The organism is Chitinilyticum piscinae, assembly GCF_015223195.1.
Lineage (GTDB): Bacteria > Pseudomonadota > Gammaproteobacteria > Burkholderiales > Chitinibacteraceae > Chitinilyticum > Chitinilyticum piscinae.
In genome coordinates, this window is sequence record NZ_JADFUA010000004.1 from 273,589 (window position 1) to 297,253 (window position 23,665).

Below are 23,665 nucleotides of genomic sequence, written 5' to 3' on the forward strand. Positions count from 1 at the left end.
GCCCCGCCGTGTCTGCCGCCACGGCAAGCAACATGCCGCTTGTTGTTCATGCTCCTCTCATCAGTGGCGTGGTCGATAGCAAACCGCACTTTGCTGCAACTGGTGTTGCAGTGGACAGGGCAATACTGAACATGGCCAGCGTCAGCGCGAACCAGCTTATGGCGGCCATGGCGCCGCACAACTCCATGGCCCCCACCATCGGCAAGGGTGACATCGTCCTGATCGACACATCGCGCACCGAGTTGCTGTCAGGCCAGATTTTTGCCGTCCTGCTGGATGATGCGATTGTGATACGGCGGGTAGTTCTGGGTGCGGAGTTCATCAGCCTTCAACCCGACAATCAGGATCAAAGCAGCTATTTTCCTATCCAGCTGCCCGTAAATGCCAGCCTGCAGGTGATTGGGCACATATTCTGGCGCGGCGGCATGCTGGCTGAAACTTCAGTGAATATCCAGGGTATGTAGGCGCAGCCTTTCAAATAGAGGCAGGCACGCTTACACCCCACACAACAATCTAACTGGCAAGTTTTTCATCATCTGGCCACCACAAACTGCCGTGATTTCTGTGCTTGCGGCAGTCTGACGGGCTGGTCGGGCCTGACTGATCACCCAACCTAGGCCAGACAAGAGCGCATTCGCGCAATCCAAATCAGCGCCCTCCCTCCTGCTCTGCTGCCGCATAGCCTGCACGCTTTGCTCCGGCATGAGCGGCACATCATTTGCATTGATGTGCATTTTTTACGCCCATAAAAATGCGTTTACGCATTGATATGCATTGCGACAAGGCATAGTATGCACATGTCAACACGGTAAACATAAAGGACGCAAACATGAACAGGCTGCATATCGGTGCCGCTTTTGGCCTGGTTTCTCTCGCCGCATCGGCCATGTCGTATTACCCGGGCCAGGAATTCAATACCCGCAAGATTGAGCGCGATATGCGGCAGATCAGCGACAAGGAATTTGTACGACTGATCGACGTAACCCAGCGCGGCGTAGTTGTTGAAGACTGGGCTGTCACTCGTGAATTTAACGGAAAACGCTTCATTACAATCGGCCGATATGAAGTTGATTGCGACAACCATGAAGCACACTGGATCGAAGGGGTGGGAGCATATTACTTAAGCAGCGATCCCGAGAGGGTGCATATCGTGAACCGAATCAATGGCACACCGATGAATCCGGCTTCTGGCCACAATCTCAGCACACTTTGTCATGCCTGATCAGCGATAGAACATCAAATTTAAAGATAGCCAAAAAACATAAAAACTGACGATTACTCGAGAAACTAGCAGGCCATTTCATAAGGCATTCAAATCAATAAGGAGCACATCATGAAAACGAATGTTATTGTCTCAAGCACTCTTATCGCATTCTTGCTGGTCAATCCGCTGATGATTGCCACTGCCAGTGCCCGCGATTTCAGTTATCTGGCAGGACGGGATAACCGGCAGGCATCGACCCAGCTGGAGCAAGCCGGCTATAGCCAGGTCCATTATGAAACGTCGGGCGACAACAAATGGGATTACTGGTGGAATGCCAGCAGCCAGGATTGCATCTCTGCGCATCAGGTTGGCTATACCTATCAATCCCTGACCAATTCACCGAGCTCCGACTGCACCAAATACGTAAGCCAGGAGTCGGGAAACAATGGCACCAATACAGCGCTGGCGGTTGGCGTCGGTGTTGCCGCTGCGGCCGGATTGGCGGCGCTGATTCATCACAATCGTCACAAGCATGACAACGATAACAATGATGATAATGGCCGCACTAGCAATTACGTCGATGTTGCCGACCTGCAAGGTATTCGTGCTTCGTATGGCGAAAGCGAGCTGCACTCACGCGGTTTCCATGCCATTGATGGCGAGAAGGGCTGGCATCGCAGCTACACCACCTGGTGGAACCCGTCGGCACGCGAATGCGTGCAGGTTACGACACGCCAGGGCCGATATGACGAAGTGAACGTTGTTTCCAATTCGGCCTGCTCCTGAACCAGAGGCGGTCTATCGGTAGTCACCGATATGAAATCGGCATAACGGCATCTGTAGACCGCCCAATATGGGCTTCGCATATTCCCTCCCGCTTTTCAGCAGCATGTGGCTCCCGATTGGGAACACGCCACAGCAATGGCGAAAAGGATATTGAGCGATATGCATACATTGATAATCAAGAAATGAGGTGAAACATGGAAAACATGATCGGAACGATCGAAGGTGGCCTGATTGGCTTGCTGATCGTCGTGGTATTCGGTTTGTTTGTTGGCGTTCTGGCGAAATTGCTCTTGCCGGGCAAGGACCCCGGTGGCTGGATAGTAACCAGTCTGCTCGGTATCGCAGGAAGCTGGGTCGGTCACCTGCTCTTTTCCAGCATCGGCATGACCGGGCTGGCATCCAGCATCATCGGAGCGATCCTTGGCGCCATGCTGTTACTGCTGCTAGTCCGCGTAATCCGGGCTCGAACCTGAGCACCGGTTGACCAGGTAGCCAATCAATCGAAGCAAAATGTGAAGGGTTAAGTGAAGATGGACACAGCAACAGCACTTGCAGCAGGAGGGCTGATTGACATTTTGCAGGTCGTCCAGCCCGGCTTGCTGGTCGGCATTGCCGTCAGGGTATTGCTCTCAAGCCTTTTCACATGAAGGGCCAGCTGCAGATACTCCTGATGCAATTCGGCAAACTCTCCCAGATTGCTGTCGCGTTCCAGCAGCACCGGCCGTAGCCCCCATTGGCGCAGCGCCGCATCCAGCAGCGCCAGCACCTCGGCCGAAACGGCCGCGCCGTGCGTATCCACCGCCGTGCCGTCGAAATACTCGAAGCCGGCGACGTGGATTTCCGCCACGGCTGCCGCCGGCAGCGCGGCGATCTCGGCCAGCGGGTCAACGCCCAGATTGAGCGCGTTGACATGAAAATTGTTCAGATCGACCAGCAGGCCGCAGCCGGTGCGCCGGTGCAGCTCGGCCATCAGCTCACCCTCGCCGATCACCTCGTCGGCAAAACCCACATAGGCCGAGACGTTCTCGATCAGCAGCGGGCGCTGCAGCGCGTCCTGCACCTGCGCAATGCGGCTGGCCAGATGCGCAATCACCCCGTCGACGCGCGGCACCGGCAGCAGGTCGTTGTAATAGCGGCCGGCATGCTGATTCCACGCCAGATGCTCGGATACTGCGGCCGGCTCTACACGCTGCACCAGCTCGCGCAATTGCACCAGATGCCGCTGATCCAGCTCGCCCAAACGCCCCAGTCCCAAACCCACGCCATGCAGGCTGAGCGGGTAATCGCGGCGGATGACCAGCAGGCTCGCCAGCGGCGCGCCACCGCCAAAGTAGTTTTCACTGTGGACTTCCCACCACGCCACATCCGGGCGGCTGGCCAGCACGGCCTCGACATGCGGCGCGCGCAGTCCAAGTCCGGTCGAAACAGGCAATTGGCTCAGTTTCATACATACCCCAATACGGATAGGCCCATAGGTCTCGATTAAAGATATCTACAGGCCCATACCCTGATTACATTGCCTTGAGCGTGCCCTTCATCTCGACACAGGTGCCGGCCGGAACGTACTTCCATTCCTTGGGATCCATATCCTTGCTGGCCTGACCAGCGCAGGCATGGCCATTGGCCTTGCAATCGTTCTGGCCGGCCTTGGCCACGCCGAAACATTTTTCCTTCTCGGCAGCGGCAGCGGTGGTGCTCACACCGGCAGCCAGTACGGAAGCCAGGGCAACGGTCAGCAGGGCAGTCTTGTTCATGGTGTTCTCCAGTTCGTTAAGTAGTGTCGAGGATGAGTCCTCTGATGCTTGGTCGCACGCAGGCCTGGCTTCTGACACCGTACTGAAGAAAATTGGCGACGACGCGCTACAGCCCCAGTTCGCTCAGCCCCGGATGCTCGTCGGGACGACGGCCTTGCGGCCAGTGAAACAGGCGCTCGTCCGCACTGATCGGCAAGTCGTTGATGCTGGCAAAGCGCCGCGCCATCAGCCCCTGCGCATCGAATTCCCAGTTTTCATTGCCGTAGGAACGAAACCACTGCCCGCTGGCATCGTGCCACTCGTAGGCAAAACGCACTGCGATACGGTTGCCATCGCAGGCCCATAATTCCTTGATCAGGCGGTATTCCTGTTCGCGCTGCCATTTGCGGCTGAGAAATTCGACAATCTCGGCACGACCGCGCGGGAATTCGTGACGGTTGCGCCAGACGCTGTCCTCGGTATACGCCAGCGCGACGCGCTGCGGATCGCGTGAGTTCCAGCCGTCTTCGGCCATGCGCACCTTTTGCGCGGCGGTTTCCGGGGTGAATGGCGGCAAGGGGGGACGTGGGGTGTTCATGCACTACTCCTGATTGAAGATGGAATGCTCAGCGAACTCAAACGGGCTGCGACTCAATCCCCGGCATACCCACATAACCATCCAGCGCCTCGATGCGCGCCAGCCAGCGGCATACGGCCGGGTAATCCGTGAGCACCACCTGCCCTTCGGGGCTGAGTGCGAGGTAGGGATAGAGCGCGATGTCGGCAATGCTGATCGCCGCGCCCGCCAGCCAGTCCGCGCGGCTCAGCCGGGTTTCCAGCACCGCCAGCAGCTGCGCGGTGATTGCCTCGGCGTCGGCCTGCGGCACCGGGCGGCCCCATTTGTGCAGCAGGCGCAGCGCATTGGGCCCGCGCGTGACCTCATTGGCGGCGGTAGCCAGCCAGGCCACCACTTCGGCCAGCGCCGCCGGTTCGTCGGGCAGCCAGTGGCTATTCGTCCCGCCGTAGCGGCGCGCCAGATAGACCAGAATCGCCTGGCTGTCGCGAATTACCACGTCGCCATCGACCAACACCGGCACCTGCCCCAGCGGGTTCAGCGCGAGGAATTCCGCCGACTTGTGTTCCTTCGCTGCGCCGTTCACCGCGATGCTTTTATAGGACAGGCCCAGCAGTGACAGCAGCAGGCGCACCTTGTGGCAATTGCCCGATAGTGCAAATTCATACAGTTTGATCATCGTTGTTCTCCCGGCCCGGCGGGCCATTTCCGTTTACAGATCCAGCTCCAGCCGCGGTGAGCGGGCGCGCGACACACAGATGCACATCAGCCCGGCGCGTTCGCGTTCGTTGCGGTTCAGCGCGTTGTCGCGATGCTCGACCTCGCCGGCCAGCACCTTCACCGCGCAGGTGCCGCAATTGCCCACGCCGCAATCGGACAGGGTATCGACGCCGGCCGCCTGCACCGCCGCCAGCACGCTTTGCTCGGCGGCGACCGGAATGATGCGCTGCGAACGGTGCAGCACCACTTCGAATGCCGTGTTTTCGCCACCGGCCGGTGCGGCAAAGCGCTCGGAGTGGATGCGTTCGGCATCGATGCCAATGTGATCGGCAGTATCGCGTACCGCGTCAATCAAGCCATTGGGTCCGCACACATACACACCCGGTGTATCCTGCCTGGCGGCCAGCAGCTCGGCCAGATCCAGCCTTTGCCCTTCTTCGCTGAAATAGCAGTGCAGCTGCTCGCCCAGCTCGCGGCGCAGGCGGTCGCCGTAGGCCATTTCGCGGCGGTTGCGTGCGGCGTAATGCAATTCAAAGTTCTGGCCACGCGCCTTCAGCGTCTGCGCCATCGCCTTCAGCGGCGTGATGCCGATGCCGCCGGCGATCAGCAGCACCGGCGCCCTGCCCGCCCCACTGTGTGCTTCACGATCTGCGTCACTGTCTGCCAGGGCGAAATCGTTCTGCGGCAGTGCGCAGTTCAATGTCATCCCCAACCGATAGTGCTCGTGCACAAAGCGCGAGCCGCCCTCGCCGTCGTCATGGCGCAGCACGGCAATTTCATAGATGTCGCGCCGTGCCGGGTTGGACGCAATCGAATAATGCCGCAGCGCCGGCTGGCCATCGGCCAGCCGCACCGGCACTTTCAGATGCGCGCCGGCACTCACCGCCGGCAGATCCAGCCCGTCGGGGTGGCGCAATTCGATGGCGCGCACGCGCGGGGTGAGCTGGCGGATGCCGCTGATCACCAGCGCCAGTTCGCCCTCGCCCAGCGCGTCCGGCGTGGCAGGCATGGCCACCGGCGCGGCGGAGCGTGCGCGCAAGTCAGCCAGCTCGGCCTGCAGCGGCGCCATCAGTTGCTCGATGTCGGTGTCGGTGTAGCGCGGCGTAATGTGCTGCGGGCAGTTCCAGTCCCAGGCCTCGACGGTGATCACCATCGCCCGCTCGATGCGCGCGCGGTAGGCCGGGCTTTCCAGTGCCGCAATCAGTGCCGGATCATCAATCTCGTGCACGATGCGCACCCGCCCCCAGATTTTCAGCCGGCGGCGGTTGGGGTAATCCATCAGGATGATGGAAATCTTGTCATTGGCATTCAGATTGCCGACCGACAGGTACTGCACATTGCCGCGAAAATCGGCAAAGCCCAGCGTGTGCTCGTCCAGCACCTTCAGAAACCCGGCCGGCCCGCCGCGATGCTGCACATAGGGCCAGCCATTTTCATTCACCGTCGCCATGTAAAAGCTGTCGCGCGCGGCGATGAACTCGGCCTCGCGCGGCGTGATTTCGCTGCGGCTGTCTTCGGCCAACTCAAAGCCCTGATTGCTCTCGCGGCTGTGGTATCGCGACTGCGCAGCCTTGACGCTGTCGGTAAAGGTAATGGCGGCAAAGGCGCGCGGCATGGCATGTCTCCTGCAAATCCGGTACCGCAACAGGCAGCACCAGCATTGAACTGCCGCCAGTGTGCACCCGGCAGCGAACAAACAGAATCGCCATGCTGGTCAATTGATTGTTGCGCGCTTCGAAACAATCACGTCGCCCTTAGCCACACAGTGTGCGACTAACGGGGAAAGTCGGTAGTGGGCAAGCAAAAAACTTGCGACCTTTTTGTTCCCCCATCGTCTTTACAGATGCAATGCCGCTACCGGCATGCCATTCTCGACTTAACAGGGGTACACCATGAAGCGCTTTCACGTTCACATCGCGGTCACCGATCTGACCCGCAGCATCGATTTCTACAGCAAACTGTTTGGCGAATCGCCGGTCAAAGTGCAGCCAGATTACGCCAAGTGGATGCTCGATGATCCGCGTGTCAATTTCGCCATCTCGGCACGCGGCCATGCCGCGGGCGTCAATCACTTCGGCATGCAAGCCGATACGGCAGCCGAGCTGGCTGAATTGCAGGGGTTTGCGGATGCGGCATCCAGCAATACCGCCTTGCAGCAGGGCGAGACCACTTGTTGCTACGCCCGCAGCGAGAAACACTGGGTCCTCGATCCGCAAGGGCTGGCATGGGAACATTTTCTGACCCTGTCCGACACCCCGACCTTTGGCTCTGACAGCGCCAATGCGGATGGCTCCTGCTGCAGCACGCTGATCGACCCAAGCTGTGCGGCAGTGCCGTCGGCATGCTGTGTTCCATTATCTAGCGCTAACACCGCGCAAACCTGCTGCCAACAGGAATAACAAATATGCAATGCCCCGATTCAGACCTGGACCTTGCTTCCATCCGCTTGCGTCAGAGCCTGCGCAGTTATTTACGCAAGCGCCTTCCCGATGAGGCCTCGGCCGAAGATCTGCTGCAGGATCTGCTGGTCAAGGCGCTGGAGGCGCAGCAATCGGGGCAGAAAATCGGCAATCTGCTTGGCTGGTTGTACGCCGCTGCGCGCACGACAGTTAGCGACTACTACCGTGCGCGCGGCACCCCGATGCAGGAGCTCGACGACGAGATGGCACACCCCGATGTGGACGACATCAGCCTGCATGCAGAGCTGTCGCAATGTCTGCTGGCCTTTGTCGGCCAGCTGCCGCCGCTTTATCGCGACACGTTGCTGGCCACCGACATTCGCGGAGCAACGATGCGCAGCCTCGCCGAGCAAGAGCAGGTGTCAGTCTCGGCGATCAAGAGTCGCGCCAGCCGCGCACGTATCCTGCTCAAGGCGAAGCTGCTGGCTTGCTGCCGCGTGGAAATGTCTGCCGGCCTGGTTAGCGACTACATCCCTCTAACACCAGGCTGCGGTAGCGGCCCATGCCGCTAGGCTGGGTGCAGTTTTCCCCAGTTCCCATAGGTATATCGCCAGAGCCCTTTGATTGAAAGCCCAAAGAGCACATACCTATTGCCATTAGCGAAGTTGCTATGCAGTCTTATCCCGCAGAGCCTCGGCGCGGTAGCCGCGCGGCATATGACCCAGCAAGCCGGTTTGCGTGTCGAGTAGCTGGCGGTTCTTGCGCCCCAGTTCGCCCTCGCCCAGCACCGGCGCACGACTGGCGTCGACCTCGTAGTTACTGGCGCGAAACACACGCTCAAAGCGGGCATCGGCCATGTCGCGCGCATACGGTCGGGTTTGCAGCGACAGCGCGGCAATGGCCTGCACCGCGTTGTTGCGGCTGAAGCGCGCAAAGCCCTGAAATCTAAAATGCTCGTCCACATGCCGGTCGCTGTGCGCGACCAATGCATCCATCAGCGCATACGGCAGCTCGTGCAGGCGCCCTTCTGGCAGCAGCAGGGTCAGTGCCAGCCCGTCGTATTCGGCAAAGTCCCCTTCCTGCTTGCGTGCTAGCGGCGGCTCGCCCAGGCGCAGGTCAATCAGCCACTGGCCATTGGCACGCAACTCGGCCTGCACCAGTTCAATCGGGCGCTGGGCAAAACGCAGGGCGGCGAGCTGGCCGCGCAGCGCATCAACCGGATCGCTCACGGCAGCTGGCTGTACGTGCAGACGCTCGCGCTGGCGCGCCAGCAGCGGCAGATCGTGATGATGGCTGAACACGGCGCTGGTCTTGCCATCGGCCGCGCGCAGCGTCAGCAACTCGCGCACTTCGTGCTCGCGTGCCTTCTTGATCGCCAGATACAGTGTCTGGATGATTTCGGAAGTCGGCGTGTCGGCGTCGATCCGCCACTTGCGGCCATACACCAGCTTGCGCGCGCGCAGCGCGTTGCTGCGGTCGTAGTTTTCGCGGCCGATCAGCCCGGCCTGCACATACATGCCGCCGTGATCTTCGCCGGCAAACAGCAGCGTATGCGCATCAAATTCGACCTGCCCGGCCAGCTGGCTGATGCTGGCCAGCATGTGCCGGTAGCGCAGGTAGTGTTGTGGAATGCACTGCTCGCCATTGTCCAGTTCGACGACGGGCGCGTGTGGCATGCTGGTTTCGCCGGGGCTGAGGAAACGGGCAGGAAGGGCATGGATGCTCATGGCTGCTAATCGGTGAATGGAATACGGGCATTCTGCCAACCACCGAACAAAGGAAGAATGCCCGCCAAATGAAATTTATTATTCCGATCATCGCAATTAAATGGCCGCCGCACTGGCGCGCTAGCCATGGCGCAGATAGGTCCAGATTTCGTCCCAATCGTCGTTCCGGATCACGCCTTCGCGCCGCAGCAGGATCTCGCCCTCCTTGCCGATCACCAGCACGCTGGAATCATGGCGCATTTCGCCAAAGCCATCCCGGTGGGCCGGATCCAGCCGCCACAGCAAGGGAAATTGCTCGGCGGCTGGCGTGGTGGCAGCCACCAGACGTGCATAGTCGCGCAAGACCTCGGCCTGCTTGTCCAGCCCCACACCGATCACTGCAAACTGGCTGTTGCGATTGGCCTTGTAGAACTCGCGCAGCAGCTTGAAGTTGTACACGCAGCTGCCGCAGCCGGCGCGAAAGAACACCAGCAGCACGGTCTGGTGGCGGTATTGCTGCAGCTCGATGCGCCGGCCATCAAGCACATCGCGCCCGGCAAGTGCCGGGCGGCCCAGGCTGGTGCATGCAGCAAACCGGCCAGCATCAGGATGATCAGGGCGCGCATCATGCCTGCGCCCTCTTGACGGACAAGCGTAGCAGCCAGCCATCCAGCCGCGCCCGCGAGTGCGGCAAGGCCAGCACCAGCAAGAGCAGAAGCGCCCATTCCAGATGATCCTGCAGCGCGGCGGGGCTGTCCTGCAGCGCATGGTAATACGCCAGCACGGCGACACTGTTCAGTGCGAGCAAGCCCAGCGTTGACCAGCGCGTCAGCACCCCCAAGAGCAGCAGCACCGGCAGCACCAGCTCGCCGGCGGTGCCCAGCAACGCGGCCCAGTAAGGCGACAGCAATGGCACGCGATACTCGTCACTGAACAGCGCGAGCGTGATCTCCCAATCGGCAATCTTGGTCAGCCCGGAGAGGAAGAACACGCGGGCCAGATACAGGCGCGCCAGCAGATCGGCCAGCGGCAAGAGATAGCCAGCAAAACCGGCACGCGCCAGACGCGGGTAGTGATTCAGAAAAAACATGACAGGCTCCGGTAGAAGATGCCGGACAAGAGCCGGCATTCAGCTAAAAAAAGCCCCCGCAGGGCTGAACGTGCAGGGGCAAATCAACTTAACGAGGAGGAGAAAAAGTACAACTAAGCTGAAACGCTTAACGCGGGGTCAGCGACCCCTTGAGCTGAAGGCAGCTGCCCTTGGCAACCAGCTTCCACTCCTTGCCATCAAAATCGGTTTTGGCCATGCCCGCACAGGAATGCCCGTTGGCCGCGCAGTCATTGCTGCCCGCCTTGGCCACGCCGTAGCATTTTTCCTTGCTGGCATCAGCGGCCAGCGCGGGGTTGGCGGCCAGTGCCAGCACGGCGGTCATGGCGCTGGCCAGAATCAGTTGCTTGCCATCCATCTTTGGCTCCTTGGTTCAGGGTGTGGTTTGCGCCGGGGCGGCGTTAGCCAGCCACTGCGACAGTTCGCCGGACAGATCCAGCGCCAGCAGATCGGTAAATCCGCCCACATGCCGTTCGCCGATGAAAATCTGCGGCACCGAGCGGCGACCGCTGCGTTCGACCATGTTGGCAAACTCGGCCTGATCGCTGTCGACCAGGATCTTGCTGACGCTGAGCCCTTTGCGGGCCAGCAGGTTTTCGGCCTGCACGCAGTAGGGGCAGGTACGGGTGCTGTAGAGGGTAATCGTCGGCATGGCGGTTTCCTTTTGCGCTCAGCCTGGGTATATCAGCACAGCCATTTATTCAATTAGGCTGTAAAGATATACCCATGCCTGAAATTTGAATTACAGATCCTTCGGTGCCTTGTCCTTGATCTGCGGCCATTCCATATTGGCCTTCTTCAGGTTGCCCGGAACGTCTTCCAGCCACTTCTTCTGCACTTCTTTGTTCACGTTCAGGTACAGCTTGCCGTCGACGATCTTCCAGGCTTGCGGATCGCCATCGAGCTTCTTGTCCAGCGCCACGCCCATGGCGCAGAAGCCACCAAATTGCGGCGCGTAGTGCGCCGGATTGGCGGTGAACTGGTCACGGTGCGCCTTGCTGGCGAAGTGATAGGTCACACCATTGTGCGAGGCCTTGTAGGCGGAATTGCCCAGTACTGGTGCCTTGTCGGTGAAATAGGCGACCGGGTCATAGCCCTGCAGGCCCACGCCCTGTGCGTCGACATTGACCGCAGCGGTCGAGTTTTCGTCGTAGGCCAGTGCGGTGCCCGGCACGACGGCCAGCGCGGCAAAACCGGAAATGAGGGCAGCAAGAATGGAAGTGCGTACGTTCAGCATGATGAAATTCCTTGGCAATGCGTTAATAAGCTAAATAAGTGGGGTACTACGTTGTATCCAGCCCGGCGCCTAGGCGCCGGACGCATGGACTACCGGGTATCAGGCCAGCGCCACCTTGGGGAAATCGATTTCCACGCGGCTGGCCTTGCCCAGGATGTTGGTCAGCAGGTTCATGCCTACGTGAGTGATGATTTCGACGATGTCGGCATCGCTGAAGCCGGCATTGCGCGCCTCGATCAGCTCGGCGGTGGTGATCTCGCCCTTGTGTTCGGCCAGCGAACGCGCCAGCTTCACGGCGATGGCGGCCTTGGCGTCCTGGCTGGTGCCGGCGCGGTTGGCGGCAATCTCGTCACCATTGAGGCCCGCGCCCTTGCCGATGGCGGTGTGTGCCGACAGGCAGTATTCGCAGGAGTTCTGCTGCGCCAGCGCCAGGGCGATGCGCTCGCGGGTTTGCACGTCCAGGCTGCCTTCCTTGGCAATGCCGTGCAGGCCGAGGAAGGCGCGCAGTGCCGCCGGCGAATTGGCGAAAATCTTCAGGAAGTTCGGCACGATGCCCAGCTGGGCGTGAATGGCATCGAACAGTGCCTGTTGTTCGGCGGTAGCGGTGTCAGCGGTAACGAGAGAGATGCGGCTCATGATGTGGTCCTTGGTGGTTGGGTGGTTTCGCTCGGTGTTGAGCGAATGAGTGCATTCTGGACAAATCCACTTGAAAGAAGAATCCACATAAAACACAATAAATCATTTCTCAGAACGGAATAATGCAATGGACCGCTTTCACCAGATGACCGTCTATGTGGCCGTGGCCGAAACCGAGAGCTTTGCCGCTGCCGCGCGCAAGCTGGCGCTGTCGCCGCCCGCCGTCACCCGCGCCGTGGCCGCGCTGGAGGAAGATCTGGGCGTGAAGCTGCTCAACCGCACCACGCGCTATGTGCGCGTCACCGACGCCGGCCAGCGCTATCTGGATGATGCGCGGCGCATCCTCGCCGAGCTGCAGGAAGCTGACGAGGCCGCCGCCGGCATCAATGCCGAGCCGCGCGGCCATCTGGCCATCACCGCGCCGGTGCTGTTTGGCCAGTTGTTCGTCATGCCGCAGGTGGTGCGCTTTCTGCAGCGCTATCCGGATGTCGATGTGTCGGCACTGTTTCTCGACCGGGTGGTGAACATGCTGGAAGAAGGCATCGACGTCGGCATCCGCATCGGCAATCTGCAGGACAGCAGCATGCGCGCGATCCGCGTCGGCCAGGTACGCCGCGTACTGTGTGCCTCACCCGACTATCTGGCGCAGCACGGCATCCCGGCGACGCCGGACGATCTGCACCACCACCAGATCGTCGCCGCCAGTGGCGTGACGCCTTCGGTGGAATGGAAATTCGGCGAGGGCGACAACAGCAAGACCATCCGCATCAAGCCGCGCCTGACCGTGACCAGTAACGACGGCGCCATTGCCGCGGTGCGCAACGGCGCCGGCATCACGCGCCTGCTGTCGTATCAGGTGGCGGCCCACCTGCAAAGCGGCGAATTGAAAACCGTGCTCGGCGAATTCGAGACCGCGCCGATCCCGATCCACATCGTCCACCGCGAAGGCCGCCACGGCTCGGCCAAGGTGCGCTCCTTTGTCGATTTCATGGCGCAGGCCTTGAAGGAAAACGGCGCGCTCAACTGAGCCGGGCGCAGCATCCTGCTACCGCGGCCCCCCCTAAGTGGCACCACGGGGCAGGATGCCATTTGCCGCACCGGCTCATCCATGCGCTGAACCGCAATGGCCCCAGTCAAGCGGGTATGCATTACCGCACAAGCGCTTCAGCTCAGGCCTGCGGGCGCTGACAATCATGCTGTCATCATTGGCCGTGCCCGGCACGGCGATACCAAGGAGATACCATGTTCCGCAAATGCCTGATTGCCTGCCTGACCCTGCTTTCACTCTCACTGGCTTCGGTGGCCGAAGCACGCAACGACAACCATGGTCGCTGGGATAATCTCGGCAGCAAGAGCGTGCGCCTGATCGGCGACCGTGACAGCATCCATGTCAACCGCGGCCCCTATACCAAGCTGCGTTTCAGCGTGCATGAGCGTGCGGTTGAATTCCAGCGGGTGTTTGTCGAATTCAGCAACGGTGACCGCATTGAAGTACCGGTGCGCGACCGCATCCATGCCGGCGGCCAGACCCGGGCAATCGACCTGCCCGGCCACGCCCGCCACATCAAGAAAATCGTGTTCTGGTACAAAACCGCCCCAGGCTCGCTGGAACGCGCCAAAGTTTCGGTATGGGGGCGCCGCTAAGCCAGCGGCTGAAACGCAGCCTGAGCCTGTGTGCCACAGAGGCACGCAGGCTCGAGCCACGGCAGGCTGTTACGCACTAGCGGCGAATAAGCACCAGCACCTATTGCCCAGAGGATGAAGCTTTCTTGAAATAACTGGATAGTCGGATCACCTGTCTCCATGCCAGATTGCAGGGAACAGCACTGCCATAAAGATCGGTGAGCCAGGCCTGCTCTGCATCACTCACCAGCGGCAAGGCCCGATCTGCGAGCCGGAGTGCCGAAAGGCGCAATGCACCATTTCGCAAAGTCCGCTTGCCGGACACACCATCCCGAGACGGCAACTCGGGCAGACCAATGAGATGCCGCCGTCCTGTCCATACTTCCCGCAAATGGCTGCGCTTTGGGATGTCATGTTGCGTGGAATCGTCCTCTGCCCGCATGAGCATGATCAAAAGCAGTGCCTGCAGGCGATCTCGCCAGCTAACCCGACTCTTCGCCCGGTGTAAGGTCCCCACTAGACAGTCACTGGACTGGAGAGAAGCGACACATCCCATGCGTACGGCATGGATCTGTCCGTGCAGCTGGAGCATATCCTGGACCGTTATTCCCTCTGCAACATAACTATCGTTTTCAAGTAATGCATTGTCGCAGCGGACATTGCGTTCAAGCACACACCCTGCCCCCAAAACGACGTTGGGACCGATTGAGCTACCTCGGCGGATCAGGGCTCCAGCGCCAATCAGTGCCGGGCCTTTCAGCGTCACACCAGGCTCCAGCAGCACATCCGGTGCAATCCAGACCTGATGCGCTATTTCGCGATATTCAGGTGGAAAATCCTGTCCGCGCGCGAGTAGATCAGCCTGCGCCCTCAGCAATTCACCGGGGTTTCGCACCACGATACCCTCAAAGGTGCTTGGCGCTTGCGGCAAACGCGACAGGCACCCTTTTACTTGCTGCAATTGCCAGGCACTGACTCGCGCCCAGCCGGACCAACTGCCATCAGGCAACAGCCAACTGCCTTCCTCCTCGACAAGGGGAGCTTCAGGGAGACAGCCCGGGGCCAAAAGCCAGGCCCTGTCGGTGAGCGGCAAGCTCGCGAGCCGCTGGTTCAGCGCCTGCCCGCTTCCGCAATGGTGCCAGCTCAAACGAATGCCCCAACGCTCACCATTCCCGAGCAGTTCCTGCAGCTCGACATAGCCGAGATCGGCCAGCACATGAATGTGCTGCACGCCTTGCCGCACCAGTGCCATCACACTGCGCTCAATCAGACTCAGCCCTGCCAGAGGTAATGACAAGGCCGCAGGATCATCGCCAGCCCCTTGCCATAAAGGGCGTGATGCAAGCAGTATCGCATCCGCCTTGTCGCCACTTCCCCGCACGGGTTGCACGTGAATTGCCGGTGAATTCTGGCATCGCTGAGCAATCACGCGCAGCAAAAATGCGGCGTTACCCAGCAGATAGCGCCGCCACATGCGGGCAGGTTCCATGGCCAGACGCCAGCACCATTCCAGCCCGAGCTCGCGCAGCCACAGCGGGGCACGCGAAATTCGCCCGCTATAGAAATCGAACAGCCCACCAACACCGATCACCAGGGGAACCCCCAAGGCGTCGGCATGCTCAGCCAGCCATAAATCCTGTAGCGGCGCCCCCATCGCGACCAGCAGTACATCCGGTGCGGCCTTGCGAATTTCAGTCACGACATGGGGGGTATCCACATCTTTGAAATAACCATCGCGGCATCCAGCAACATGGATACCAGGGTATTCAAGAAGCAACCTGGCGGCGACAGCGTCTGCAACACCTTCTTGCCCTCCAAGCAGATAGAGCCTTGCCCCCTGCTGCTGCCAGTGCCGGCATAGCACCGGAAACAGATCGGTGCCGTTGCTGTTGGCCTTCATGGGGGTGCCCAATAGTCGGCCGGCCAGCAGTACGCCACTCCCATCGGGCAGCAGCAGGTCGGCGCGATTCAGTATGCTGCGGTAGCGCGCATGGTGTGTAGCCAGATTGGCACAATGCGGGTTTACAAAGGCAATCCGCCGCTGCCCGGCTTGCTGAGCCCAGTCCGCCAGCTGGCGCAGAATTTCGCCATGGTCCAGATTATCCAGCCACAGCCCAAGCAGCGGCCAGCGTGCCTCGTAGCCAGTCTGGCGCGCCCCGCCCAACAGCCGGGCCCACAGATAGCGCAGCAGCAGTGCGGCATCGAACAGCCAGCCGCGCTGGCGCAGATCCAGCGCATCCTGTTCGGCCTCCCCCGCATCGGGCAAGCCAAGCAGCGCATGCAGTCTTGCTGTCGACACCAACCCTGCCCTGTCGCCGGTATGGCCGCCAATCCAGCAACGTCGGCCTGCAGCGACCTCCCCGATTGCGCGCAGTGCAGTACGACCACGAGCGCTGAAGACCAGGGGCAGCAGCAACAAAGTACAGCTGGCGGCTAAGGCACGCCCAAGCAGCTTGCGACAGGTTCCGGAAATGTCATTCATGGCTGAATCTCCCGTTCAGTAGGCGCCACGGCCACCCAATACGGCGGGTACGGTGCGCAGCAGGATCAGCACATCCAGCGTCAGGCTGCGCTCGCGGATGTACTGCAGATCAAGTGCCAATTGCTGCTCGAAATCCAGCTCGGAGCGACCACCCACTTGCCACAGACAGGTGAGACCCGGGGTAATCTCAAGACGCTGGCGGGCATCAAGACCATAGCGAGCCACCTCTTTGGGCAGGGGCGGACGCGGCCCGACCAGGGTCATGTCGCCACGAAGGACACACCAGAGTTGCGGGATTTCGTCGAGGCTGAAACGCCGCATGAAGGCGCCGATGCGGGTAATGCGCGGATCGTGCCGCTGCTTGAACGTACGCGCATCCGCATGCTGGTTGGCCAGCTTGCCCTGCAAGGTCTCGGCATTCATCACCATGCTGCGGAACTTGGGAAACGCGAATACCCGACCGCGATACCCCACCCGCTGCTGCCAGTAGAGGATCGGACCACCATCGCCCATGCGGATTGCCAGCGCCAGCGCCAGCCACAGCGGCCAGAACAGCAGCAGGGCCGAAAGCGCTGCCGTGCAATCCCAGCCGCGTCTGACCAGCGCGGCCCCCTTTCTGCGCAAGCTAAGTTCGGTGCGCAGGAAGGCCACGCGCACCCGCCTGCGCCAGGGCTGGCTGTAATAGCGTTCCAGCCGGCGCAGTTCGGCAAGGTCAACCCTGGCATTCATGGCCGTCTCCTTGGCGGATTGTGTATGCTGATTGAATCATCCACTTCCAGAGCAAGTGTTACAGGCTTGTAAACAATCCATGCCCGCTCCTGAAAACTTGCACGTGCTTATCGTCGACGATATCGCCATAACCCGCATGCAGCTGGCGGCACAGGTACGTGAACTGGGCTTCCGGATCAGCGAAGCGGCCAATGGCGAAGCCGCGCTGGCCTGCATGGCAGAACAGACGCCGGACATCGTGCTGCTGGATCTGCTCATGCCCGGCATGGATGGTTTCACGGTCAGCCGCATCATCAAGGGGCGCGATTATGGGCGCTGGATTCCGATCGTGGTGCTGTCCGGGCTGGAGGGCGAAGAGCATCTGCTCAAGGCGCTGGAGGCTCATGCCGACGATTTTCTGCACAAACCGGTCAATCCGGCGATTCTCTCCAACAAACTGGGCAATCTGCGCCGGGTACTCACCTTGCAGGCGCAACACAACAGCCTGCTGAGCCGCTCGCAGGCGATCAGCCGCAACAGCTTTGACGCCATCTTGCTGGCCGATCCATCGCTGCGGATCTGCGAGGCCAATCCGGCGGCAGCCATCCTGTTTGGGCAAAGCCTCGGGGAGTTGCTCGGCCAGCCTCTGTCGGCGCTGCTGCCTGATTTGCAACCAGCTTGCACAAGTTCCGGACCCGCCACACTGGTCAAGCTTGACGTGCTACGCCCCGATGCTTCCCTTATCCCGGTGGAAGCCGGACTGGGTTCTTTTGCGCAAGATGGCGCAAGCTACCTGTTGATTACGCTGCGCGACATCAGCGAACGCGTGCGTGCCGACCAGCTCAAACAGCAATTCATCGCCACGCTCAGCCACGAATTGCGCACGCCGCTGACGTCAATTATCGGGGCGTTGAAAATGCTGCAGGCAGATACGGCAAGTCTCACGCCCCAGCAGCATCAGCTGCTGGCGATGGCCGACCGCAACTCCGGCCGCCTGCTTGGCATGGTCAATGAATTACTTGATCTCAACCGCAGCCAGGCCGGCAAATTGCAGCTTGTCCGTCACGCAGCACAGTTGGGGGATCTGCTCGACGAAGCAGTCGCTAGTCATCTGGGATATGCCCAGCGCCATGCAGTAAACCTGGAACTCGATTGTTCCGCCCCCGTTCGCCTGCAGTGGCTGAATACTGATCATGGCCGCTTTCTGCAGATCATGGCCAACCTGCTTTCCAATGCCTGCAAGTTTTCCGCAGCCGGCGACACCGTTACGATCCGCGCTGCACGTGAGGGCACACAGCTCAGTATCGCGGTCAGCGATCACGGCCCGGGTATTCCTGCCGATTTTCTGCCGCGCCTGTTCGAGCCCTTCACGCAAGCGGATGGCAGCGACAGCCGCCGCCAGGGGGGCAGCGGCCTCGGGCTGGCCATTACCCGTCAGCTGGTCGAAGCTCTCGAGGGGCAGATCCAAGTTTCCACTACCCCCGGAGAAGGCTCGACCTTTACCCTTTATTTTCCCGTTGGAGCCCCTGCATGATTGCCCTGCAGCACCTTGCGGTGATCGAGGACGACACCGATATTCGCCATCTGCTGGAGCTGAGCCTGACCACCCTGGGCGGCTTTGACGTCACGAGCTATCCGCTTGCAACCCGCGCCCTGGCGGAAATGCCCCAGCATCCTTTGCCGCAAATGCTGCTACTGGACGTCATGATGCCGGAAATGAGCGGCATTGAAGCCATTCCCCGCTTGCGCGAACTGGCTGGTGACACGCCACTGTGCATCGTGATGCTCACGGCCAAGGCTTCCCCCGAGGAGCTGGCGCCACTACTGGCAGCTGGCGCTGATTATGTCGCCAGCAAACCCTTCGATCCGGTGCTGCTTCCCGAGCTGTTGCAGCACTTCTGGAGTACATTTCATGGCCGCATTTGACGAGGCGGCTTACCAGCGCGGGCTGCTGCAGTTGCGGGAGCGCTTTCTGAACGAACTGCCGCAACGCCTCGCCGCCCTGCGGCAGACGCAAACGGCAGACGCCATGCGCGCGGAACTGCACCGACTGGCCGGCGCGGCAGGCTCTCTGGGCTTTGCCGAACTGAGCCAGACCGCCCGAGAACTGGAACAACAGTCACTAGACCATGCGGATGGCGCAATCAGCCTGGCCCGCCTTGACGCTTGCGCCAGCAAGATCCGCGCCTTGCCGAATCAGCCAGTCTGATCGGCTAAGGAGCACCCGGCACCGCAGTGCGCGGCGCAAAGTTTCACAGTTGGTTCACATTCTTGCGGGAAAGAGCAGCTTTAATACAGCTGCAACCACCTCATCCCGGAGAAAGCCATGGAACTGATCAACCGTACCGAGCAGTCCGCCGTGACTGTCATCGGCTTCAACACCGGCAGCCTCGATGCGAGCAACGCGGATGCCTTCCGCAAACAGATCCGGCCGGCACTCGAAAGTGCCAAAGCGGTCGCCATCGACATGTCCTCCCTGGAGTTTGTCGATAGCTCCGGCCTGGGGGCCCTGCTTTCCTGCCTGCGCTTTTGTACCGAAAAAGGGGGCAACTTCGCCGTATTCGGGCTGCAACGCCCGGTCGCCGCCCTGTTCGAACTGATGCGCATGCACCGGGTTTTCAGTGTGTTCAACAATCTGGACGAGATCAAAGAGGCGCTGTCATGAAAGCGCTGATTCTCGCCGCCGGCAAGGGTACGCGGCTGATGCCACTAAGCCGCGACATCCCCAAACCAATGCTGCCCATTCTTGACCGTCCGGTACTGGAATGCCTGATTGAACAGCTCGCACGCCATGGTGTGGATCAGATCATCATCAACACCAGCTATCTGGCCGGCGAAATCGAAGGCTACTTCCACAGCGGCCGGCGCTTCGGCGTCGAACTCGCTTTCAGCTACGAAGGCTACGAACGCGATGGTCAGCTGATCGACACGCCACTGGGATCAGCCGGCACGCTGCGGGCCATTCAGCAGCATTCTGGGTTTTTCGACGATACTTTTCTGGTGCTGTGCGGCGATGCACTGATTGATCTGGATCTCACGGCGCTGATCGCGGCCCACCATCGCAACGGTGCGCTGGCCACGCTGGCGCTCAACCGCGTTCCCGAGCAGAAACTCTCGCAATACGGCGTCGCCCTGCTGGATGAAACGGATCGCATCATGGCGTTCCAGGAAAAACCCAAGCCCGGTGAAGCACGCAGCAATCTGGCAAACACCGGGGTGTATGTCTTTGAACCCCAAATCATGCAATACATCCCGCCAGATACCCCCTATGATCTTGGCAGCGATGTTTTCCCGCAACTGGCACGCGAAGGGCTGGCCCTGTATGGCACCGAGCTGCCATTCGACTGGGTCGACATTGGCCGCGTCGCGGATTATTACGCGGTGCAGATGCGGGCGCTGCGCGGCGAGCTGCCAGCCGTCAGCCGCCCCGGGCGTGAAATCGCCCCTGGCGTATTTGCCGGAGCCAACTGCCGAATCGACCCGCGCCGCTGCCACATCCAGGGGCAGGTGGTGCTAGCTGACAGCGTGACGATCGAAGATGGCGCGACGCTGATCGGGCCGCTCTGGATCGGCCGGGGCAGCATTGTCGAGCGTGGCGCCCACGTCGAGCGCAGCCTGATCTTCGATTACACCCGCGTCGGGACGCAGGCCCTGCTGGTGGAAAAACTGGCTTCCGGGCGCTGGTGTGCGCGCGCCGATGGACTGACGGTGGATCCGGCAGCCAGCAATATTCCGTGGATTCTGGCGGACAGCCGTACACCGCGCAGCACGATCTCCGCCAAAGAGCAGCACTTCCTGGAAGAGATCAATGCCCTGACCCCCGCTCCCGTACGCCATAGCAGTGCCCCAGCAGTACAGCTCAGTGCCGGCAGCTAAGCATGGGCACCCTGTCAACAGCCGGCATCGGCATCAAGCCACTGGTCAGCATCCGGCAGCACGCCAAGCTGACCGTGGCAACGTTTGCCATCACGCTGTTGCTGGGCCTGCCCATGATTTGGCTGAAGGGACAGCCCAAGTATGAAACCGAGGCCGTGATCCAGATCGCGCCGCGCTATATGAAAACCCTCAAGGACGATAACGAGCTGGATTTTCAGTCCAACTCGCAATATCGCCAGTTCGTCCAGCAGCAGACCAGTACCGTGCTGCGCGAGGACATCCTGCGTGATGCCATCCGCAAAGTCGCCAGTGCCCCGGCAGTCCAACGCTGGCAGCTGCCTGGCGAAAACGAGCGTCAGAGCATCCGCCGCCTGCGCACCAGCCTGCTGGTACTGCCTGTGCCAGACACCTATATGGTGCGCATTTCCCTGAGCAGCAGCGATCCGCAGCCACTGGCCCCCATCATCAATGCGGTGACCAGTATTTATCTCGAGCGCGCCCGTAACGAGCAAGTCTTTGGCAAGGACGAGCGCACCGCACAGCTGCAAAAACGCCAGCAGCAACTGTTGCGCGACATCGACGACAAGGCCGAGCGGCGCAACCAGATCGCCGGCGAACTCGGTATTGCCACCTTCTCCGAAGAAGCCGGCAACCCCTACGACAAGGCGATCGAGCGCCTGCGCGAGGCGCTGGCCGATGCGCGCATCAAGCGCTTCGATGCCGAAGCACGTGAAAAGGCATTTCTGCAGCACGGCGAAACTGACCCGGCCGTGCGCTCCATTCTGGAAAGCGTTTCGGTCGACCCGGGACTCAACAGCCTGAAAGCCAGCCTGAACAACCGTCGCGCCCAGCTGGTTTCCGGCATGGCCGGGCTGACCGAGCAGCACCCGGGCTACCAGCAAAGCCGGCAGGAGCTCGGCGAAATAGACCAGGAAATCAGCAGCCAGACCGGCAAACTGACACAGAGCGTGCGCAGCAATCTGCAAAGCCGCTTTGCCACGGCCACCAGCCAGTCCCGCCAGCTCGAACAGGACATCCAGGCCGAACTGACCCGCCAGGAACAATCGCGCGGCCGTTTTGCCACGCTGTTCAAGGAAGCGCAAAACCTCAGTGCGGAAATCGAGCAAGTCCGCAAGGAGCTTGACAGCATTGGTGAGCGCCTGAATTTCTTCACGGCCGAAACCGGCTCGCTGGGTTTCGTACGGCTGGTCACTGCAGCGCAAGTGCCCGATCTGCCACAAGGGCCAGGCAAGAAAAAAATCTTCCTGATGGTCGTGCTGGCCGCACTGCTGGCCGCCATTGCCGTGCCGGTCGCCCGCGACCTGCTCGACCGGCGCATCCACGCCCCCAACGATGTCAGCGCCAGCTTCGGCTTCCCGCCGCTGGGCTGGCTGATCGAGGCCGACAGCGAGGACAGCCGCAGTTTCCGCTGCGACCAGTTGCGTCGGCTGGCCAGCGCGCTGATACGGGAGCAGGATCGCACCGGCATGCACATTTTCGGGCTGTGCGCACTGCAGCCCGGCGGCGGAGCATCAAGCCTGACGCTGGAGCTGCAGGCCACTTTTGCCCAGATGGGACTGCCGGCCATCGCTGTCGAAGCCAATGCCTTCAATCGCGACCCGCGCTTTGCCACCGCCCCCGAACTGGAACTCGCCGATCCGCAAATGCCACAAGCGGCGTGCGCCAGCCTACGGCTGGCCGGCAGCGGTCGCCACCTTCACGCCATCGACCGGCTCGGCGCCTGCCTGCAGCAACTCGCCCAGCAGTATCGTTTTGTGCTGGTCGACGTACCGCCGCTGCTGGCGAGCGGTGACGCGGAACTCACCTTGCGCGCCACACCGGGCATTCTGGCCGTGATCGAAGCCGAAGCCCAGGGGCGCGGTGAAGTTGGCCGGGCAGCCCGGCTGCTGCAAGGCATTGATCCGGACTCGATCGGTGTGGTCGTCAATCGTGTGCGCCCGCTGGATGGGGGCGGCTATGTGCGCGACCTGATGAACGAATTCCTGACCGGCCGCAAACCACCGCCGGCCAACCTGCTGCGTGAATTGCGCCTGACCGGCGTCCTCTTGATCAAAGGCGCAGGCGCCCTGCTCACAGATCTGCGCGGCCAGTTGCCCCGCCGAGGAGCCCACCATGAAACTGACTGATCTGCTGGCCCGCATTTATGTCATCAATCTGCCCGAGCGCCGCGACCGCCGCCAGCAAATCGGCGCCGAACTGCAAAGGCATGGACTTGCGTGGCAGCAGGGGCAGGTGATCTGCTGGCCTGCCCAGCGCCCTGACCATGCCGATGGCTTTCCCACCGTGGGCACACGCGGCTGTTTTCTCAGCCATGTGGCCGCACTGGAAGATGCCACCAGCCTGAACGAGGGGTATGTGCTGGTACTGGAAGACGACGCCGTACTGCTGCCCGGGCTGGCAGAGGCACTGCCCGAGCTGGCGCAGTTGCTTGCCGATGAACAGCCCGAGCTGGTTTATCTGGGGCACTGCCACGTGGGGGGCGGACAGGCTCCCGTCACTACAGCCGGATTCCAGCCCAGCAGCCAGCCCATCGAGGGCGCGCACGCCTATCTGGTGCGCACCACCTTGCTGCCCAGACTGCTGCCCTATCTGCACGGCTGCCTGGAACGCCCGGCCGGTCACCCGCAGGGAGGGCGGCTGCACTACGACGCTGCGCTGACCCTATTTCGCCAGTTCAACCCCGACTGCCATACCTGGCTGGCGTATCCGACGCTGGTCGAGCAGCGTTTTTCCCGCAGTGATATCCAGCCGCGCTGGTGGTACGACCGCTGGCCGCTGCTGCGCACCCTGGCCGCCCTGGCGCGTGAATTCAAGCAACACCACCGCCACGCCACCGGCAACTGATTCAAGGA

General features: G+C 61.1%; 29 protein-coding genes. 15 read left to right on the top strand and 14 right to left on the bottom strand.

What is annotated here, in order from left to right; translation table 11 throughout:
- The first annotated feature begins 8 nt into the window (after positions 1-8).
- From INR99_RS17415 to INR99_RS09205, 4 genes are all read left to right on the top strand, one after another.
- The gene (locus tag INR99_RS17415; protein WP_308431469.1) at positions 9-464 is read left to right on the top strand and encodes a S24 family peptidase; all 456 of its coding nucleotides are present in this window, start codon (positions 9-11) and stop codon (positions 462-464) included.
- A 365-nt stretch (positions 465-829) separates the two neighbouring features.
- Entirely contained in the window at positions 830-1,222 is a 393-nt protein-coding gene (locus INR99_RS09195) for a hypothetical protein (RefSeq protein WP_194116046.1), read from the top strand.
- Between the two features lie 111 nt (positions 1,223-1,333).
- The gene (locus tag INR99_RS09200) at positions 1,334-1,990 is read left to right on the top strand and encodes a hypothetical protein (protein WP_194116047.1); all 657 of its coding nucleotides are present in this window, start codon (positions 1,334-1,336) and stop codon (positions 1,988-1,990) included.
- Between the two features lie 194 nt (positions 1,991-2,184).
- On the top strand, positions 2,185-2,463 hold the full coding sequence (locus tag INR99_RS09205) for a GlsB/YeaQ/YmgE family stress response membrane protein (protein ID WP_228098180.1): 279 nt from the start codon (positions 2,185-2,187) through the stop codon (positions 2,461-2,463).
- A 47-nt stretch (positions 2,464-2,510) separates the two neighbouring features.
- Here the strand turns inward: INR99_RS09205 and bufB are convergent, their stop codons facing one another.
- The 5 genes from bufB to INR99_RS09230 form a co-directional block, all read right to left on the bottom strand.
- The gene (gene bufB / locus INR99_RS09210) at positions 2,511-3,437 is read right to left on the bottom strand and encodes an MNIO family bufferin maturase (protein ID WP_194116049.1); all 927 of its coding nucleotides are present in this window, start codon (positions 3,435-3,437) and stop codon (positions 2,511-2,513) included.
- A gap of 64 nt (positions 3,438-3,501) precedes the next feature.
- On the bottom strand, positions 3,502-3,744 hold the full coding sequence (locus tag INR99_RS09215; protein WP_028451674.1) for a BufA1 family periplasmic bufferin-type metallophore: 243 nt from the start codon (positions 3,742-3,744) through the stop codon (positions 3,502-3,504).
- 106 nt (positions 3,745-3,850) lie between these two features.
- A complete protein-coding gene (locus INR99_RS09220) occupies positions 3,851-4,321 on the bottom strand; it encodes a nuclear transport factor 2 family protein (RefSeq protein ID WP_194116050.1) in 471 nt (156 codons plus the stop codon).
- 37 nt (positions 4,322-4,358) lie between these two features.
- Complete coding sequence (locus tag INR99_RS09225) at positions 4,359-4,976, bottom strand: glutathione S-transferase family protein (protein ID WP_194116051.1); 618 nt, start codon at positions 4,974-4,976, stop codon at positions 4,359-4,361.
- Between the two features lie 33 nt (positions 4,977-5,009).
- Positions 5,010-6,632 (bottom strand): 2Fe-2S iron-sulfur cluster-binding protein, encoded by a 1,623-nt coding sequence (locus INR99_RS09230; RefSeq protein ID WP_194116052.1) that lies wholly within the window; start codon positions 6,630-6,632, stop codon positions 5,010-5,012.
- Positions 6,633-6,909: 277 nt separating this feature from the next.
- On the opposite strand from INR99_RS09230, the gene INR99_RS09235 reads away from it, so the two are divergent.
- Both INR99_RS09235 and INR99_RS09240 read left to right on the top strand, forming a co-directional pair.
- Entirely contained in the window at positions 6,910-7,416 is a 507-nt protein-coding gene (locus tag INR99_RS09235; RefSeq protein WP_194116053.1) for an ArsI/CadI family heavy metal resistance metalloenzyme, read from the top strand.
- A gap of 5 nt (positions 7,417-7,421) precedes the next feature.
- Entirely contained in the window at positions 7,422-7,988 is a 567-nt protein-coding gene (locus INR99_RS09240) for a sigma-70 family RNA polymerase sigma factor (protein ID WP_194116054.1), read from the top strand.
- 96 nt (positions 7,989-8,084) lie between these two features.
- Here the strand turns inward: INR99_RS09240 and INR99_RS09245 are convergent, their stop codons facing one another.
- The 7 genes from INR99_RS09245 to INR99_RS09275 all read right to left on the bottom strand — a co-directional run bounded on the left by INR99_RS09245 (position 8,085) and on the right by INR99_RS09275 (position 12,103).
- Entirely contained in the window at positions 8,085-9,143 is a 1,059-nt protein-coding gene (locus INR99_RS09245) for a hypothetical protein (protein ID WP_194116055.1), read from the bottom strand.
- Between the two features lie 120 nt (positions 9,144-9,263).
- Complete coding sequence (locus tag INR99_RS09250) at positions 9,264-9,791, bottom strand: TlpA family protein disulfide reductase (RefSeq protein WP_194116056.1); 528 nt, start codon at positions 9,789-9,791, stop codon at positions 9,264-9,266.
- Entirely contained in the window at positions 9,748-10,212 is a 465-nt protein-coding gene (locus tag INR99_RS09255) for a DoxX family membrane protein (RefSeq protein ID WP_194116057.1), read from the bottom strand. The genes INR99_RS09250 and INR99_RS09255 overlap by 44 nt, the downstream gene beginning before the upstream one ends.
- Positions 10,213-10,339: 127 nt before the next feature.
- A complete protein-coding gene (locus INR99_RS09260; RefSeq protein WP_194116058.1) occupies positions 10,340-10,588 on the bottom strand; it encodes a BufA1 family periplasmic bufferin-type metallophore in 249 nt (82 codons plus the stop codon).
- Between the two features lie 15 nt (positions 10,589-10,603).
- Positions 10,604-10,882: a glutaredoxin 3 gene (gene grxC / locus INR99_RS09265; protein ID WP_194116059.1), complete on the bottom strand. Its 279-nt coding sequence runs from the start codon at positions 10,880-10,882 to the stop codon at positions 10,604-10,606.
- A gap of 90 nt (positions 10,883-10,972) precedes the next feature.
- On the bottom strand, positions 10,973-11,467 hold the full coding sequence (locus tag INR99_RS09270; RefSeq protein WP_194116060.1) for a YHS domain-containing (seleno)protein: 495 nt from the start codon (positions 11,465-11,467) through the stop codon (positions 10,973-10,975).
- 99 nt (positions 11,468-11,566) lie between these two features.
- Complete coding sequence (locus INR99_RS09275; protein WP_028451664.1) at positions 11,567-12,103, bottom strand: carboxymuconolactone decarboxylase family protein; 537 nt, start codon at positions 12,101-12,103, stop codon at positions 11,567-11,569.
- Positions 12,104-12,230: 127 nt separating this feature from the next.
- On the opposite strand from INR99_RS09275, the gene INR99_RS09280 reads away from it, so the two are divergent.
- Both INR99_RS09280 and INR99_RS09285 read left to right on the top strand, forming a co-directional pair.
- Positions 12,231-13,130: a LysR family transcriptional regulator gene (locus INR99_RS09280; RefSeq protein ID WP_194116061.1), complete on the top strand. Its 900-nt coding sequence runs from the start codon at positions 12,231-12,233 to the stop codon at positions 13,128-13,130.
- Positions 13,131-13,345: 215 nt separating this feature from the next.
- Entirely contained in the window at positions 13,346-13,747 is a 402-nt protein-coding gene (locus INR99_RS09285) for a DUF2541 family protein (RefSeq protein ID WP_194116062.1), read from the top strand.
- A 100-nt stretch (positions 13,748-13,847) separates the two neighbouring features.
- On the opposite strand, the gene INR99_RS09290 is transcribed toward INR99_RS09285, so the two are convergent.
- Both INR99_RS09290 and INR99_RS09295 read right to left on the bottom strand, forming a co-directional pair.
- Complete coding sequence (locus INR99_RS09290; RefSeq protein ID WP_194116063.1) at positions 13,848-16,208, bottom strand: WecB/TagA/CpsF family glycosyltransferase; 2,361 nt, start codon at positions 16,206-16,208, stop codon at positions 13,848-13,850.
- Between the two features lie 15 nt (positions 16,209-16,223).
- The gene (locus INR99_RS09295; protein ID WP_194116064.1) at positions 16,224-16,937 is read right to left on the bottom strand and encodes a sugar transferase; all 714 of its coding nucleotides are present in this window, start codon (positions 16,935-16,937) and stop codon (positions 16,224-16,226) included.
- Positions 16,938-17,040: 103 nt separating this feature from the next.
- Here INR99_RS09295 and INR99_RS09300 point away from each other — a divergent pair, with 103 nt between their 5' ends.
- The 7 genes from INR99_RS09300 (at position 17,041) to INR99_RS09330 (ending at position 23,657) form a co-directional block, all read left to right on the top strand.
- Positions 17,041-18,450, top strand: coding sequence for an ATP-binding response regulator (locus INR99_RS09300; protein WP_308431471.1), 1,410 nt, complete (start codon positions 17,041-17,043; stop codon positions 18,448-18,450).
- The gene (locus tag INR99_RS09305) at positions 18,447-18,842 is read left to right on the top strand and encodes a response regulator transcription factor (protein ID WP_194116066.1); all 396 of its coding nucleotides are present in this window, start codon (positions 18,447-18,449) and stop codon (positions 18,840-18,842) included. Before INR99_RS09300 ends, INR99_RS09305 begins: the two co-directional genes overlap by 4 nt.
- The gene (locus INR99_RS09310) at positions 18,829-19,125 is read left to right on the top strand and encodes an Hpt domain-containing protein (RefSeq protein WP_194116067.1); all 297 of its coding nucleotides are present in this window, start codon (positions 18,829-18,831) and stop codon (positions 19,123-19,125) included. The genes INR99_RS09305 and INR99_RS09310 overlap by 14 nt, the downstream gene beginning before the upstream one ends.
- Before the next feature lie 117 nt (positions 19,126-19,242).
- Positions 19,243-19,581, top strand: a complete 339-nt coding sequence (locus INR99_RS09315; RefSeq protein ID WP_194116068.1) for an STAS domain-containing protein — start codon at positions 19,243-19,245, stop codon at positions 19,579-19,581.
- On the top strand, positions 19,578-20,792 hold the full coding sequence (locus INR99_RS09320) for a nucleotidyltransferase family protein (RefSeq protein WP_194116069.1): 1,215 nt from the start codon (positions 19,578-19,580) through the stop codon (positions 20,790-20,792). Before INR99_RS09315 ends, INR99_RS09320 begins: the two co-directional genes overlap by 4 nt.
- A 2-nt stretch (positions 20,793-20,794) precedes the next feature.
- Positions 20,795-22,939, top strand: coding sequence for a GumC family protein (locus INR99_RS09325; RefSeq protein ID WP_194116070.1), 2,145 nt, complete (start codon positions 20,795-20,797; stop codon positions 22,937-22,939).
- Complete coding sequence (locus tag INR99_RS09330; protein ID WP_194116071.1) at positions 22,926-23,657, top strand: glycosyltransferase family 25 protein; 732 nt, start codon at positions 22,926-22,928, stop codon at positions 23,655-23,657. Before INR99_RS09325 ends, INR99_RS09330 begins: the two co-directional genes overlap by 14 nt.
- The last annotated feature ends 8 nt before the right edge of the window (positions 23,658-23,665 follow it).

Bases quoted from the DNA above. Each gene is read 5' to 3' on its own strand.
- INR99_RS09205 (WP_228098180.1), top strand. From the start codon at position 2,185: ATGGAAAACATGATCGGAACGATCGAAGGTGGCCTGATTGGCTTGCTG.
- INR99_RS09305 (WP_194116066.1), top strand. From the start codon at position 18,447: ATGATTGCCCTGCAGCACCTTGCGGTGATCGAGGACGACACCGATATT.
- INR99_RS09295 (WP_194116064.1), bottom strand. From the start codon at position 16,937: ATGAATGCCAGGGTTGACCTTGCCGAACTGCGCCGGCTGGAACGCTAT.
- INR99_RS09260 (WP_194116058.1), bottom strand. From the start codon at position 10,588: ATGGATGGCAAGCAACTGATTCTGGCCAGCGCCATGACCGCCGTGCTG.
- INR99_RS09325 (WP_194116070.1), top strand. From the start codon at position 20,795: ATGGGCACCCTGTCAACAGCCGGCATCGGCATCAAGCCACTGGTCAGC.
- INR99_RS09240 (WP_194116054.1), top strand. From the start codon at position 7,422: ATGCAATGCCCCGATTCAGACCTGGACCTTGCTTCCATCCGCTTGCGT.
- INR99_RS09255 (WP_194116057.1), bottom strand. From the start codon at position 10,212: ATGTTTTTTCTGAATCACTACCCGCGTCTGGCGCGTGCCGGTTTTGCT.
- INR99_RS09290 (WP_194116063.1), bottom strand. From the start codon at position 16,208: ATGAATGACATTTCCGGAACCTGTCGCAAGCTGCTTGGGCGTGCCTTA.
- INR99_RS09330 (WP_194116071.1), top strand. From the start codon at position 22,926: ATGAAACTGACTGATCTGCTGGCCCGCATTTATGTCATCAATCTGCCC.
- INR99_RS09195 (WP_194116046.1), top strand. From the start codon at position 830: ATGAACAGGCTGCATATCGGTGCCGCTTTTGGCCTGGTTTCTCTCGCC.
- INR99_RS09310 (WP_194116067.1), top strand. From the start codon at position 18,829: ATGGCCGCATTTGACGAGGCGGCTTACCAGCGCGGGCTGCTGCAGTTG.
- INR99_RS09230 (WP_194116052.1), bottom strand. From the start codon at position 6,632: ATGCCGCGCGCCTTTGCCGCCATTACCTTTACCGACAGCGTCAAGGCT.
- INR99_RS09270 (WP_194116060.1), bottom strand. From the start codon at position 11,467: ATGCTGAACGTACGCACTTCCATTCTTGCTGCCCTCATTTCCGGTTTT.
- INR99_RS09285 (WP_194116062.1), top strand. From the start codon at position 13,346: ATGTTCCGCAAATGCCTGATTGCCTGCCTGACCCTGCTTTCACTCTCA.
- INR99_RS09315 (WP_194116068.1), top strand. From the start codon at position 19,243: ATGGAACTGATCAACCGTACCGAGCAGTCCGCCGTGACTGTCATCGGC.
- INR99_RS09225 (WP_194116051.1), bottom strand. From the start codon at position 4,976: ATGATCAAACTGTATGAATTTGCACTATCGGGCAATTGCCACAAGGTG.
- INR99_RS09235 (WP_194116053.1), top strand. From the start codon at position 6,910: ATGAAGCGCTTTCACGTTCACATCGCGGTCACCGATCTGACCCGCAGC.
- INR99_RS09250 (WP_194116056.1), bottom strand. From the start codon at position 9,791: ATGGCTGGCTGCTACGCTTGTCCGTCAAGAGGGCGCAGGCATGATGCG.
- INR99_RS09280 (WP_194116061.1), top strand. From the start codon at position 12,231: ATGGACCGCTTTCACCAGATGACCGTCTATGTGGCCGTGGCCGAAACC.
- INR99_RS09215 (WP_028451674.1), bottom strand. From the start codon at position 3,744: ATGAACAAGACTGCCCTGCTGACCGTTGCCCTGGCTTCCGTACTGGCT.
- INR99_RS09245 (WP_194116055.1), bottom strand. From the start codon at position 9,143: ATGAGCATCCATGCCCTTCCTGCCCGTTTCCTCAGCCCCGGCGAAACC.
- INR99_RS09200 (WP_194116047.1), top strand. From the start codon at position 1,334: ATGAAAACGAATGTTATTGTCTCAAGCACTCTTATCGCATTCTTGCTG.
- INR99_RS09320 (WP_194116069.1), top strand. From the start codon at position 19,578: ATGAAAGCGCTGATTCTCGCCGCCGGCAAGGGTACGCGGCTGATGCCA.
- INR99_RS09220 (WP_194116050.1), bottom strand. From the start codon at position 4,321: ATGAACACCCCACGTCCCCCCTTGCCGCCATTCACCCCGGAAACCGCC.
- bufB (WP_194116049.1), bottom strand. From the start codon at position 3,437: ATGAAACTGAGCCAATTGCCTGTTTCGACCGGACTTGGACTGCGCGCG.
- grxC (WP_194116059.1), bottom strand. From the start codon at position 10,882: ATGCCGACGATTACCCTCTACAGCACCCGTACCTGCCCCTACTGCGTG.
- INR99_RS09275 (WP_028451664.1), bottom strand. From the start codon at position 12,103: ATGAGCCGCATCTCTCTCGTTACCGCTGACACCGCTACCGCCGAACAA.